This window comes from Panacibacter ginsenosidivorans (genome assembly GCF_007971225.1).
Taxonomy (GTDB): domain Bacteria; phylum Bacteroidota; class Bacteroidia; order Chitinophagales; family Chitinophagaceae; genus Panacibacter; species Panacibacter ginsenosidivorans.
Map to the genome: position 1 here is coordinate 1491833 of NZ_CP042435.1, position 14548 is coordinate 1506380.

Annotated in this window: 8 protein-coding genes; all 8 read right to left on the minus strand. The window is 39.6% G+C overall.

The window, feature by feature from the left end:
* Position 1: 1 nt before the first annotated feature.
* The 8 genes from FRZ67_RS06185 to FRZ67_RS06220 all read right to left on the minus strand — a co-directional run bounded on the left by FRZ67_RS06185 (position 2) and on the right by FRZ67_RS06220 (position 14496).
* A complete protein-coding gene (locus FRZ67_RS06185; RefSeq protein WP_147188703.1) occupies positions 2-772 on the minus strand; it encodes an alpha/beta fold hydrolase in 771 nt (256 codons plus the stop codon).
* A 99-nt stretch (positions 773-871) separates the two neighbouring features.
* Positions 872-1489 (minus strand): HAD family hydrolase, encoded by a 618-nt coding sequence (locus FRZ67_RS06190; protein ID WP_147188704.1) that lies wholly within the window; start codon positions 1487-1489, stop codon positions 872-874.
* 228 nt (positions 1490-1717) lie between these two features.
* Positions 1718-1900, minus strand: coding sequence for a hypothetical protein (locus tag FRZ67_RS06195; RefSeq protein WP_147188705.1), 183 nt, complete (start codon positions 1898-1900; stop codon positions 1718-1720).
* Positions 1901-1982: 82 nt separating this feature from the next.
* Entirely contained in the window at positions 1983-4463 is a 2481-nt protein-coding gene (locus tag FRZ67_RS06200; RefSeq protein WP_147188706.1) for a bifunctional glycoside hydrolase family 9 protein/polysaccharide deacetylase, read from the minus strand.
* Between the two features lie 241 nt (positions 4464-4704).
* Positions 4705-6255 (minus strand): T9SS type A sorting domain-containing protein, encoded by a 1551-nt coding sequence (locus tag FRZ67_RS06205; protein ID WP_147188707.1) that lies wholly within the window; start codon positions 6253-6255, stop codon positions 4705-4707.
* Positions 6256-6527: 272 nt separating this feature from the next.
* Positions 6528-8081 (minus strand): T9SS type A sorting domain-containing protein, encoded by a 1554-nt coding sequence (locus FRZ67_RS06210; RefSeq protein WP_147188708.1) that lies wholly within the window; start codon positions 8079-8081, stop codon positions 6528-6530.
* Between the two features lie 151 nt (positions 8082-8232).
* Positions 8233-11241: an FG-GAP-like repeat-containing protein gene (locus tag FRZ67_RS06215; protein ID WP_147188709.1), complete on the minus strand. Its 3009-nt coding sequence runs from the start codon at positions 11239-11241 to the stop codon at positions 8233-8235.
* 273 nt (positions 11242-11514) lie between these two features.
* Positions 11515-14496, minus strand: a complete 2982-nt coding sequence (locus tag FRZ67_RS06220; protein WP_147188710.1) for an FG-GAP-like repeat-containing protein — start codon at positions 14494-14496, stop codon at positions 11515-11517.
* Positions 14497-14548 lie beyond the last annotated feature (52 nt).

Here is a 14548-nt window from a genome sequence, read left to right on the forward strand (position 1 = left end):
ATCACTTTTCCAAAAACTCCTGTACTAATGCAACAGTTATTTCAGGCATTTTGCTACCAGGCACTGCCGTACAAACATCACCTAAAAATGCACCATGCACGCCCGGCAAAATTATCAGCCCGGCATTGGGTATAAGTTTCGACATTTTTAAAGCATGTTCATTTAACACAACATCTTTATCTGCATTCATAATTAAAGCCGGTGCTTTTATACTTTGCAGATCGCTGTCTTTCCAGTCTTTAAAAGCAACCATTCTTGCTGCATCTTTATCATGCATATTGCGCAGTGCAGCGGTATCAGGATTTATTTTCAGGAACGCATCTTTCAATGGCTGTGGCATATTTTCAAGACTTGCATGTTGCATCATATCAAAAAAACCTGGCATAAGGCCTTCCCGCAAATAAGCGGCTGAAGCCACAATAATTTTATCAACTACTTCAGGATGACGAATAGCAATCTGCAATGTTGTACTACCGCCGTTACTAAAGCCAAAGATGTATGCTCTTGAAATATTGAGTTGCTTCAATAATGCAGCAACGTCATCTGCATCCTGTTCAAAAGTTTCAGGCGCATCTCTGTCGCTTGTATGGCCGTGTGCCTGCAGTTCTACTGCTATCACTTTATAATGCTGTGCAAACAAAGGAAGTATTCTTCCAAAAGTTGTTTCAATCGTCGAACCGCCGCCGTGTATAAGTACCAATGGCTTACCTTCCCCATGAATTTCGTAATACATTTTTATACCATTAACGCTGGCGTAATTTCCTGTTGTCATGATAGGTTTTTTTGTTTGCTTATTTTTATTCGTAACAGCAGTTGCATGAGCTGAATTATATATATTGTCAGGGTAGCGCCAACCGGCAATAATATAACCTTACTTTAATCCAAACTTCTCCAGCTTTTTACAGGTACTGTTATAATCTGTGTGCCGCAACCCATGAATGCCAAGACTCTGTGCCACCTGCACAAACATTGGTCGGTCTTCAAGATACAGCACTTCCTTTGCATTTACCTGCGCTGTATCCAATGCAATGCGAAAGATATCTGCATCGGGTTTTCTGAAACGAACAAAACTGGAAACAATAAAAAAATCTGCAAGCTCATGCAGCCTGAATTGTTTGATACGATATTCAGCAAGCTCCCTGCCCTCATTACTTACCACGGCTACTTTTAAATTATATTGCTTTTTTAAACGCTTTACCAGTTCGATCGTTTCAGGAAATGGTTTTGACTGATCGTACATAAAATCCTTGAATTTCTTACGCGTAAAAGATTGCTTTTTATAAAACACTACACGGTCAAGATATTCATCAAGCGATAACTTACCAACTTCTAGTGTGTCAAAACAAAGATGATGACGCTCTTCTGTTTCTTCAGGATCGAGTTTGAAAATGTCTATCGCTTTTCTGCGGCAGCCGCGATCCCAGCCGTTGGTAAGTAATACGCCGCCGATATCTGTAAAAATGGTATTGATAGAAATTTTTGCTTTCATATTTAAAAGTGTTGTGTATAAATTAACCAGGCAAAGTAAAGCTAAAAGCATTATAACAAATTATTTGTACCGGGCACCTGTACTGTTATTAAGCTTCCGTTGCGTCGCACTCTTGTACGTTCGGATTTACTGTGGTCAGTGGACGGTTAACAGTTGACTGAAGCACAAACAGCACAAGAGTGCGACGCAACGATGTATAATACTTATTCAAAAGCCTGGCCCATAAAATTATTCATAACCATTCTCAAAAATAATGGTTTGGCCTTTTTGCATTCTTACTTCTAAAATACTATTATCAGTGAGTTTTATTTTTTTGGTTGTGCCAACGTATGCAGTGTACATAACAGCAGGCTGTACAAAGCTATTGTTAGCATCTTTAAAATTATTTATTTCTATTGATGCGGTAAACACGTATTAATTGCTGAATAAAGTGATGAAGTACAGGTGTGCGGCGCAACGATGTATCATAGCAGTAATAAAGCTCAGTACACAATTATTTCAGCAGGTCATCTATTCTTTTAAATACATAACCTTTTAATTGCAGATAATCAATAATATCATTAAGCCTGTTGTACAATTTATCTTTTCTGCGTGGATCTGTGCCGGTATGTATCAATATAATAGCGCCGTTGAATGCATTAGCATCTTTATCCTGCTGATCTTTTAGCGATTGCAATATCCATTCGCTGCTTTTATAAGTGTTGCCCATTTCAGGATAAGTATAGTCTGCGTTGGTGCGTATGCCGGATGTAAAATTGAAAAGTTTCAAACCAAGTTTATTACTCCATGCTGCGATAGTATCATTCCACCATTCGTAAGGAGGAATAAAATACTGCGGATAGCTTACCATTATATTTTGATGCTGCATAGTGCTTAAATTGTTTTGCATGTCTGCATTAAAACGATCATGCGACACAAGCAAGCTGTCTCTATTGTTCCAGTCATTGTATAAAAGATGTTCATCAGAATGAGGCCCCATATAATTGCGTTGCACATACAATTGCTGAATGGCCGGTTGAAATTTTTTATTGCGATAAAATCTTCCCGTAAAGAAAAATGAAGCTTTTAAATTTTTTTCCTGCAGCGTTTTTGTTATAACAGGCAAACCATCTCCAAATTCATCTGCGGTAAAAACCAATGCAATTTCTTTTTTAGTTGAATCACCTCGTACAATACCGCCATGCGAATAAGTAAAATGCTTTTCTTTAGTTGCCTGTGATTGTTGTGCAGCTAATAAATAAATTAATGAGGCCGTGCCATCCATCGTTGGTTCATTGGTGCTGTAATCGCCATAATCATCATGATAAACAGCAAGATCACTTTGATAAGCCGCATACTCATCTGCATTGAATAATTGTATGCCGATAAGATTTTTGTAAATGCTTGTATAAACCGGGCCATCCACAAGGCCGCCATCGATAGGATAATTTTTGAGATGCGTAAATGCAGAATGCGGATCAGTCGGTGTGTCACCCCATGATGGTAAACCGTATACCATACTGGTGCCCCAGGGATTGCAACCAAAGATCCAATCAAAGCAAGCCTGTTCCAATGGCATGTATGTATTGTCGCTTGTCAATTGTCTGTACCAGTAACATTGAATGGCAAAACTTACGGTGAGATTATTGCTGCACCATATAAACGGAATAGCATGATAGAATGCATTTGATCTTGCTTTCTGCCACACCCGATCAATTCCTTCTTTGTAAAATTGAATAATCGTATCTCTTCTTTTATCTGTTAATTCTTTTGCAAGCTCATAATGCCCAACATTAATAAACGGATACCATTGGTAATGTTTTGCTGTGTCTGCGCCAAGCCATGGTGTAATGGGATCTTTCAATGCATATTGATAAGCATTATCAAGCATGGAAGATTGATCTTTTTTATTTGCTGCAATGGCTGATGCAAGTTCCATATCATCTGTCCAGTTATCTTCTGCATAGATATATGGAGAAAGCACAGAAGCTGTTTGTGCAACACCAGGTTTAGCAAGTCCAAGCGCATAGGCTGTTATAGATTTATGATAAAGCTTGTCTGCATATGCTTTGTCGATATTAAAAAAAATGGCACTACCCAATGCAAATGCGCTGCTGAATTTACCTGCTGTTGAGGCAACGCCTGTTGAGTTGTTCATAAATTTCCCTCTTACCTGTGGCTTGCCATTACAGAAATAAACAGGTCGTTCCAAACCACGGCCATAAAAATTAGTATCTTCTTTTGGTATGCGCATACCACGATGATCACGGTCATCACCCAATTGATTAAATAACCAACCATCTTTGGGATGCATTTTCAATAACCAGTCAAGCCCCCACTTTGCTTCATCCAGTACATCTGTTATATGATTTTTCCCATCAAGACCATTGGCTTCTTTTTCATCTTTGAAGACGGTTGGGAAATCACGATACGCTGCCAGTAAATGATAAGTTGCATTAGCAGATGTTGTGCTGTATTGCAGGTAATCACTCGCATCATGCCAGCCACCAATAACATTTATATGTGTACTATCCGGCACAGGCGCATACAAAGTATAACCATCATGCGCATGACAGGAATCTTTTAGAAAAGGATTGAAACCACTGCGTTGCTGGCGCATATAACGCAAACAAAAATCAGCAGCGCCATCATACACAGATACATCAATAGTAAATGCAGGTGAAACAATATTATCAACACGAACAATATAATTTCCGCTTTTACCGAATGAAGAAAAATCAAGACGATAAGTGTTGACAAAAGGTCCGTATTTTCCAAAGTCAGCGCCGATCCTTTTTGTAAACACCACCACATTATTGGCAGTATTTATCACAGCAAAATTTTCTGCTGCAATTTTTTCATTACTACCTAATACCGCAATCTTCAAACCATTGGGTGTATATCCAAGCTGGTTAATTCTAATGCAGGCATTTGACTGTGCGGTAACAACTATTACGCAACAACAAAAAAAGAAAAGAAAGAAATTTTTTTTCATGTTCCCGGCATTTGTTTTTTATGGCATCGTTCCTTGCGTCGCACACTTGTGCATTACGATTTCTTTTAAGCAATGATAAATTCTGCTGAATAAAGATATAACAGTACAAGTGAGTGACACAACGAAGATGAAAGTAGTGATACTGCCGGTGAAAAAAATAAATACGCCTATAAAAATAAATGTTCAAAATAGTAAAGTGCCGTTTCGTTAGAAGCAGCACGTTACTTTGAGGATCATAATCTTATTTGCTTATTACAATTTTTTGAGTAAGAATCATATCACTTCGTTCGATATATAAAACATAAATTCCTGTTGCCGGTTTATTGTCAAGCACAATATTTTTTGTTACTGTTCCACTTAACATACCTGCCTGCTGCCAAATTCTTTCTCCAAAACTATTATACAATGTCAATGTAGTTAAAGCATCTTTTGCAGGCAACTGCAGGTGAATAGTAAAGTTGCCTTTATTTGGGTTTGGTGTTATTTGTATTGCAAAACTTTCTGCTGCTTTGTAGTTAAGATCACCTGATATACCTGACAATACAACTGAAGAAGTTGTAGTAAAATTTGGCCCGGCAATCCAACCGGATGTATCTTCAGCACATAAGCTTCTTAGCTGCCATCGGTAGGTTGTATTGGGTATTAGTTTATTTATATACATCCAGTTATGATCAGGATTTCTCCTTTGTTTGGTCCATGAAGTTTCATTCAATGTCCGGTAACGTACCTGCAATTTTAAAACGCCTCCACCAATATCATCCCATTTTAATATGGCATAGGTATCTGAAACACGGAGCACTTTTAAATCTGTGGGTGCAGGGCAGTTATTGCCGGGTGTATATTCCCAAAAATCTTTTGCATGATAGGGTGAGGCGCTAATATCTCCAGTTCCCAGGTAACCTTTACTGTTAATGCTGAAACCAACAGCATACCCACGTGCAGCTCCGCCGAAGTCAGCTTTTTGAGACCAGTTATTAGTTGCCGGATCGTATTCCCAAAAATCTTTTGATGGATAGGACGAGATGCTTATATCTCCCGTTCCCAGGTATCCTTTACCACCAATACTGAAGCCAACTGCATATGCCCGGGAATTTCCCCCGAAATCTGCTTTTTGTGTCCATGCGTCATTAGCAGGATCATATTCCCAGAAATCTTTGTAATAGCTTGGATAAGTATAACCAGTTCCCAGGTATCCCTTATTGTCTATGCTGAAGCCAACCGCATAAGCACGGGCATCGCCTCCAAAATCTTTTTTTTGTGTCCATTTATCACCAGCAGGATCATACTCCCAGAAATCTTTGTAGTAGTACGGATAATTACTCCCCGTTCCAAGGTACCCTTTGTTGCCGATGCTAAAGCCAATCGCAAATGAACGTGGAGGTCCTCCAAAATCAGCTTTCTGTGTCCAGAGGTTAGTCGTTGGATCGTATTCCCAAAAATCTTTGTAGACAGTGCCATCATTATATCCCGTACCAAGGTACCCCTTGCTGCCTATGCTGAATGCTACTGCATACATACGGGCTGTTCCAGCGAAATCTGCTTTCTGCGTCCACGTGTCTGTAACAGGATCGTACTCCCAGAAATCTTTATAAGGTGGATCAGGGTATTTACCTCCGGTTCCCAGATACCCTTTACCATTAATGCTGAACCCTACTGCATATCCCCGGTCAGCCCCTCCGAAATCTGCTTTTTGCGTCCAGGTATTTGGAGTACTTAACGCTGTATTTATGTGTTGTGCAAACATTATCTCTGAAAATAAGCATGCAACAAGAATTTGTGTAAAGATTTTCATGGCATTCTTTTTTGATTATAGTAGCAGCAAATATTATTTATTATCACCCGCATTTTCTATGACCATTGCCAGCGTGATCAATGATTGTACTCAATAAAAAAATATAATGCTGCTCTGATAGTTTTAGTTTTTCAGCCAGGAGTGAGCTGCTGAATAGTATAACGGATGTACACGAGTGCGACGCAACGACAGATGCATAAAGTTGTACAGCGGGGTTGCCAATAAAAGAACCGTTTCTCATGAAACAGCTCTTTTAAAATGAATGTTCCTGCTTATTTAGTTACTACGACTTTTTGCATCAAACGTATATCGTTTCTCTCAATTCTTAAAGTATATATACCTGTTGTTAGTTTGTTTTCCAGATCAATATTCTTAATTACCGAACCATTTACTGCACCTAAACTTTGTTGCCAAACTTTTTCGCCAAGACTGTTATATACTATTAATGTTGTTAAAGCTTCCTTGGAAGGTAATTGGATATGAATATTGAAATTGCCTTTACTAGGGTTTGGTGAAACAAGCATTTGTACTGTGTTTGTTTTTGCCTGTAATGCATCAGTTAAACTTACTACTGCGATGTTACTTGCTGTAGTAAAGTTTGGCCCACATACCCATGCTGAAGTATCTTCTGTGCAATTACTTCTTATCTGCCATTCATATGTTGTGTTGGGTAATAAGCCGCATAATACAACATAATTGCTACCGCCTTTTACATTTCGTTTTGTGAGTTCTGTGGAACCAACTGCGCGATAACGAATCTTAAAACTGGAAACAGTTTCGGTTGGCAATGCCCATCTTAATAGTGCAGCAGTATCGGTTACTTTTTGAACTCTTAATCCGGTAAGTAAAGGGCAGGAAGTTATGCCGGGGCTATATTCCCAGAAATCATTCGTTGGCATTTCACCGATAAAATTTACACCCATGCCAATATATGCTTTTCCTTCAACAGAAAATGCAGCCGTTCCGTATCTTCCAACGCCAGGATAATCTGCTTTTTGCACCCAGGTATCAGTAATAGGATCATATTCCCAAAGAGTACTGTCTCCGACAGGATATCCCCCGGAGCCAGGCCCAACATATCCTTTGTTGTAAATAGAAAAAGCAACTGCACTTCTTTTGTTAGTTCCCACGAAATCGGCCATATGTGTCCATATGTTTGTAAAAGGATCGTATGCCCAAAAATCGTTTGTTGGCCCTTCACCATTAAAATTTACACCTGTACCAATATATCCTCTGCCACCAATAGAAAATGCAGCTGCATAGGATCTTTCTACGCCAGCGAAATCACTTCTTCTTAGCCAGCTATTCGTAAGCGGGTCGAATTCCCAGAAATCCTTATAAAATGTATACGGATATTCATAAGTAGTAATTCCAGTTCCTATATAGCCCTTATTGTTAATAGAGAAGCCAACAGCCCCGCGCCTTGCCGCGCCTCCAAAATCGGCTTTTTGTGTCCAGTTGTTGGTAACGGGATCGTATTCCCAAAAATCCTGGAAGTATTTTTCAGTAACATCGACTCTTTGTCCGGTTCCGATATAACCTTTTGACCCAATGGAAAATCCTACTTGTCCGTCTCGCTCTATACCTCCAAAGTCGGCTTTCTGCGACCAAATGTTAGTAACAGGATCATATTCCCAAAAATCTTTATAATTTGTCGTTGCATCATAACCTAGTCCAATATACCCCTTATTGCCAATAGAAAAACCGCTAGCGTCCTGTCTTGCATTACCGCCAAAATCAGCTTTTTTTACCCATGAATTTTCTTGTTGTGCATGTGCAATTGCAAACATTGCAAAGAAGCAATGTGTCAGAAATACTTCTTTCATTGTACAGGCTTTTAATATTATCAATTTATTTTCAAGGCTTCTATTCTTCAACAGGTATAGGGCAGAAAAGATTATTAAAATACCACGACTAATAATCTCTGTTGACAATCTATTAAAAATAACTGCCTTATGATACGGCTATTCTCAGCATTTATTTGCTTACAACCACTTTTTGCATCAAATACACATCATTTCTTTCAAGTTTTAATATGTATATGCCTGCAGAAAGTTTGTTGTTCAATACAATATTTTTTATTACTGTTCCGCTTAACATTCCTGCCTGCTGCCAGATTCTTTCTCCCATACTGTTGTACAGCGCCAATGAGGTGAGCGCTTCTTTGATAGGTAATTGTATTTGTATCACAAAGTTCCCATTATTTGGATTGGGCATTATTTTTAACCCGTTGTTCCCTGAAATTTTACTGTCCACATCCATTGATAATCCTGATAATGCAAACGATGAGGTTGTAGTAAAGTTTGGCCCTCGCACCCAATTTGATGTATCAGTAAGACAATTACTTCTGATTTGCCACTGATACGTTGTATTGGGCATTAAGCCGCAGAGTATAATATGATTACTGCTTCCTTTTACATTTCGTTTAATAAGCTGTGAAGTACCGACTGCATGATAACGGATCTTAAAACCAGAAACAGGTTCTGCGGGTAATGTCCATCTTAATAGTGCAGCCGTATCTCTAATTTTTGCAACACTTAACGCTGTTGGTGGAATGCAATTTTCTGCGCTGATCAAATTTCTTAAAATGGAAATGGAATCTTCGTCCTGGTGGGTTACTGCAATATCAGGTTTTCCGTCTCCATCAAGATCGCCTATGCAAATATTAGCGGCGGCGCTACCTGCATCATAATTTGCATTAAGCGCAAAATCAATAACACCAAAACTACTTTTGTTTTCTAACAAGGAAACAGCATTGGGATCATTATCAGTGGCAACAGCGATGTCTGGCATTCCATCGCCATTTAGATCTGCTATAGCAAGGCTTCTTGCTGCCGCATTAATTGTAAAATCAAGCTTTGAAGAAAAAGCAATATTGCCATTAGCGGTTATATTTCTGAATACAGAAACTGTGTTTGTTCGATTAGCTATTACAATATCCTGTTTATCATCATTATCAACATCAAAAGAGCTAATATAGTAGGGAGTTAGCGATAAAGAGTAATCTGTTTTTTCTGCAAACATTATTGAATCAGTTGTGCTGATATTTTTGGCTATAGAAAGTATATTCAGGCGATTATCTACCCATGCCAGGTCGGGTTTGTGGTCTCCGTCAAAATCCCGAGAGACAATACTTATAGGATTAACATGTTTCCCTTCTTCGCCGATGAATATAGTATCGCGGTTTGCAAAAGCAATATTACCAGGAGCACTGGTATTTCTTTGAATTGAAAGGTACCAGGGCAAATATGGAGGGTCCCCTCCTGCATTCAATACGGCAAGATCCGCTTTACCATCCCCGTTAAAATCTGCGATGGCAATATCCTGTGTTCTTGAGATCTGATAACTTAAAAAAAATTCCTGTTCAAAAGAAATAGCACCACTGGTACTCTTATTTCTAAAGAATGAAACACCGCCGTTGTATAAATAATAATCGCTGTTGCCTTCATTGACAGCAATAAGATCAGGCTTGCCATCACCATCTATATCGCTGGCATGAACAGGAATTCTATATGAACTGAAACGATCTATAGGAACCGGCAATTTGATCTTTTCTGCAAAAGCAAATGCACCAACGGCAGAAATATTTCTATATACCACCAAGCTGTCATAATATATTATGCTTTCGGCAAGATCAGCTCTGCCATCTCCATCAAAGTCTGCCGTCGTAATGCCAAAAGGATATGACCAAGTGTAGGATCTGCCTGTAGCCAGACTGAGTTCTTTTATAAACGAGCCATCATCGAAAGGGCCATCACCGCCCTCAAATGTCACATTAAAAGGTTTGGCAGCATAAGCAGTAAGGCCATTTGTTGTTACAGTTATGGGATCATATGTTGCACCAATTGGTACCGTAACAGTAAGTGATATTGAAGTAGCTGTAGTAATCGTTGCTTTTGTTGCGCCAAAATAAACAATGTTATCGACAGGGTTTGCGCCAAAGTTTGTACCAGTTATGGTTACTGTTGTACCAATAGGGCCAGAGGTTGGTGAGAATGAAGTAATGGCTGGCACTGATGTTACTGCAACGGGTGTGTATTTCCACCAATCCTGAAAACCGCCAATGCCCATACCCATAAATCCTAAATTATTAATAGAAAAGCCAACTGCATTTCTTCTTTCTCCACCTCCAAAATCTGCTTTTGGGGTCCAGTTATTTGTTTCCGGATCATATTCCCAGAAATCTTTATAATGCGTTTCCATCTCTCCCCAGGTATCTGTCCAATAACCAGTTCCTAGATAGCCACTTGATCCGATAGCAAAACCAACTGCATCTGATCTTCCTCTATCAACGGGAATATCGGCTTTTCTTGCCCAGCTATCCGTTTCGGGATTATATTCCCATAAATCGTTATAAAAGTTTGATTTTAAAACCCCGTAATCGTAGAATTGTTCGATGCCTGTTCCCATGTATCCTTTACCAGCAATTGAAAATGCTATAGCATCACTTCTGCTGTACCCCGGAACGTTGGCTCTGCTGCTCCATGCATTATTTTGTGGGTCATACTCCCAAAAACTATTATCATAATCCTCATCCCATCCACCTGCTCCGGCATAACCCTTATTGCCAATACTGAAACAAAAAGGTCTATAACCATTACCTGGAAAATCTGCTATACGGGTCCAGATATTCAGGGCAGGGTTATATTCCCAAAAATCATTAAGCCAAAAAATACGAGACCCGCCGGTACCAAGATAACTTTTTGAACCTATGGAAAAACCCTTGGCGTTATCTCTGGCTACTCCGCCAAAATCTGCTTTTTGCGTCCATGTATCTGAACCAGGATCATATTCCCAACATTCTAACCCTGCACATATATACCCCTTAGATCCAATTGAAAAGCCGGCAGTATTAGATGTTGCAGTAATGGATGGTATGCTTTGTTGTGTCCATGTGTCTAATGTGCCTGATACTGTAACCGTTGGTTGTGCAAACATTACCTTTGAAAGCAAGCATGCAAAAACTATTTGTGTAAAGATTTTCATGGTTATGCTTTTGGATGATTCTAAAAACAAATATTATATATTGTTACCCGCATTTTCTATGACCATTGCTAGCCTGATCAATGACTGTGCTCAATAAAAAAATATAATGCGGCTTTGATAGTTTTATTCTTTAGGCCAAGGGGTTAGTTGCTGAATAGTATTACCGAACGTACAAGGGTGCGACGCAAGAGGCGATGCCAAAAGATTTGAAGAAGGGCTCAAAATAAAAAACCGCTTCCTGCGAAACGGCTTTTATAAAATGAATGTTCTTGTTTACTTATTTACAACAACTTTTTGCATCAAACGCACATCGCTTCTTTCAATCCTTAATATGTAAACACCTTCAGAAAGCTTACTGTCCAGCGCAATGCTTTTTGTAACTGTACCACTTAACATGCCTGCCTGCTGCTGCCAAATTCTTTCTCCAAAACTATTATACAATGCTAATGTGGTTAACACATTTTTTGCAGGTAACTGCATTTGTATGGTAAAGTTGCCGTTGCTGGGGTTTGGTACTATCTGTACAACTTCACTCCCCTGAACACCGCTGCGGGTAATGGTTTCAGCATTTGATGATAATGCAAAGGATGCCGCTGTTGTAAAATCAGGACCCTTAACCCAGGAAGAAACATCACTTGAACATACACTTCTTATTTTCCATTTATAAGTGGTGTTGAGTTGCAGATTTTTTAAGATGAGATGCGTAGCAGTTGATGTTGCAAGTCTTTCCCTTATTTCATTTGTACCTGCCGGATAATAACGGATCATGAAACCATTAACTGACGAGTCAGGTAATGTCCATCCTAGTCTTGCAGTATTGTAAATTAAATTATCAACTGTTAATGAGGAAGGTGGTTGGCAAAGACTTGGTTTGACCTGGTTTCTCAGAATTGAAATTGTTCCTGAAAATAAATTCAGGAAAATAATATCAGGTTTACCATCTCCATCAATATCACCAATAGTTGTAGCCTTAGGGCCTGAGCCTGCAGGATACATTACACTTTTACCCAATGATAATGTGCCGGGAATGCTCTTGTTTTTAAAGATTGCAGTAGTTCCTGACCAATAATTTGTACCGGCAATATCAGGCTTGCTGTCCCCATCAAGATCATTGATAGCATTGTTCTGGAACCCTGTACCTTTTGTAGCGTAACTTACTTTGGGGGCAAAAGAAATCAATCCTGTACTTCCTGTATTCCTGTACAACGATAATGTGCTGGCGCTGTTTGAAAAGTTTGATATGGTGATATCCAGCTTACTGTCTCCATCAAGATCGCCAATACTGATACCGCTTGTGTAGCCGTCCGCATTGTTTGCTAAATCAATTTTTGGATCAAATGAAATCAATCCCGGGGTACTGTTATTCCTGAATATAGAGATTGTATAGTTATTGTAGTCGGTATAACCAATCACAATGTCCGTTTTTCCATCTTTATCGAGGTCGCCAATGGCAATGGAAATTGGTTTAAGAGTCAGCTGAAAATCAATTTTTGGCGCAAAGGAAATGGAGCCGGAAGCGCTGGTATTTCTAAAGACTGAAAAATTCTTACCGTTGAGGTTTGGTATCACGATATCCGGTTTACCATCGCCATCTATATCGACCGTTCCTATACTATATGGAAAATCGCCGGTCGTATATTCTGCCTGCTGAATTAAAGAAATGTTTCCCGGTGTGCTTTTGTTGCTGAATAAATATAACTTTTCCAAACGGGTGTCCAGCACAGCAAGATCAGTTTTTCCATTCCCGTCAAAATCTGTAACAACAGGATACGTCTGTGCGCTGCCTTTTAACAACTCAACTTTTTGTGCAAAAGCAATTGCTCCGGTATTACTGGTATTTCTGAAAACTGCAACTGCATTTTGTGGCAAGGCTGATTCGCCGTAACTGCCAACAATCATGTCTGATTTACCATCTCCGTCTATATCGGCGAGCGCCATTTGATCGGGGTTACTACCCATTGAAATATTAATTGCAGGCGCGAATGAAACAGTATCAATACCCCTGATGGCTTTAAAGGTTACGACAAACGGCATTGCTGAAGAACCGGTTAACCCATTTACTGTTACGCTGACCGGCTGATAGGTTGCACCAACAGGTACTTTAACTTTTAAAGTTGTTGTGCTTGCTGCTGTAACCACTGCTTTGGTTGCACCGAAATAAACAATGTTATCTGCGGGGTTTGCTCCAAAGTTTGTACCAGTAACGGTTACTGTTGTACCAACTGGGCCGGAGGTTGGGGCAAAGGAAGTAATGGTGGGTACTGCTGTTGTTTGAGCATCGGGTGTGTATTCCCAGAAATCTTTGTCTTCAATTATGTTGCCAGCACCATCATCTGATCTACCGGTTCCGACATAGCCTTTATTTCCTATTGAAAAACCAACTGCAAAATCTCGAGCCTTACCACTAAAATCAGCTTTTTGGGTCCACTTATCAGTAACAGGATCAAACTCCCAGAAATCATTCATTGGATAAAAATGATACAATGACCCAGTGCCTATATATCCCTTGTTTTTAATGGCGAATGCTACTACTGCGGCCCTTTGAGATCCGGGAAAATTTGCTTTTTGTGTCCATATGTCATTTGTTGGATTGTATTCCCAAAAATCATTAAAACGCACTTCGGCATACCCGGTCCCGGCATAGCCTTTTCCATCAATAGCAAACGCAGCAGAATATTGGCGTGCTGCACCACCAAAATCAGCTTTTCTCGTCCAGGTATCGCTTGACTGGTCATACTCCCAGAAATCTTTACTGTGCGTATATGCAGCAATGTCCCCTGTACCAATATAGCCTTTGTAGCCACTGCTAAAACTAAATGCAGAATATCTTCCAGGTCCGGAAAGATCGGATTTGCGCGTCCATTGATTTGCAGCAGGATCATATTCCCAGAAGTCTTTTAAATACCCATTAGCCGGACTATAACCTGTGCCAACATAACCTTTGTCACCAATATTGAAGCCAACGGCACGATCCCTGGCTGTACCACCAAAGTCAGCTTTTTGTGTCCATACGTTGGTTTGAGGATCGAATTCCCAGAAGTCTTTGTAATAGATAATAGGTTGCCCATATACTGATCCTGTACCCAGGTAACCTTTGTCACCAATGCTGAATCCAATTGCACAATTCCTCAGCCCTCCGTTAAAATCTGCCTTTTGTATCCACGAATTTGGAGTACTTAATGTTGTATTTACTGGTTGTGCAAATGTTGCCTGTGAAAGCAGACATACAACAACTAATTGTGTAGTGATTTTCATGGCATTCTTTTTTGATTATAGTAGCAGCAAATATTATTTATTATCACCCGCA

What these genes read in the sequence shown, in the direction of transcription:
- FRZ67_RS06220 (WP_147188710.1), bottom strand. Translation starts at nt 14,496, where the DNA reads ATGAAAATCACTACACAATTAGTTGTTGTATGTCTGCTTTCACAGGCA.
- FRZ67_RS06190 (WP_147188704.1), bottom strand. Translation starts at nt 1,489, where the DNA reads ATGAAAGCAAAAATTTCTATCAATACCATTTTTACAGATATCGGCGGC.
- FRZ67_RS06205 (WP_147188707.1), bottom strand. Translation starts at nt 6,255, where the DNA reads ATGAAAATCTTTACACAAATTCTTGTTGCATGCTTATTTTCAGAGATA.
- FRZ67_RS06210 (WP_147188708.1), bottom strand. Translation starts at nt 8,081, where the DNA reads ATGAAAGAAGTATTTCTGACACATTGCTTCTTTGCAATGTTTGCAATT.
- FRZ67_RS06215 (WP_147188709.1), bottom strand. Translation starts at nt 11,241, where the DNA reads ATGAAAATCTTTACACAAATAGTTTTTGCATGCTTGCTTTCAAAGGTA.
- FRZ67_RS06185 (WP_147188703.1), bottom strand. Translation starts at nt 772, where the DNA reads ATGACAACAGGAAATTACGCCAGCGTTAATGGTATAAAAATGTATTAC.
- FRZ67_RS06200 (WP_147188706.1), bottom strand. Translation starts at nt 4,463, where the DNA reads ATGAAAAAAAATTTCTTTCTTTTCTTTTTTTGTTGTTGCGTAATAGTT.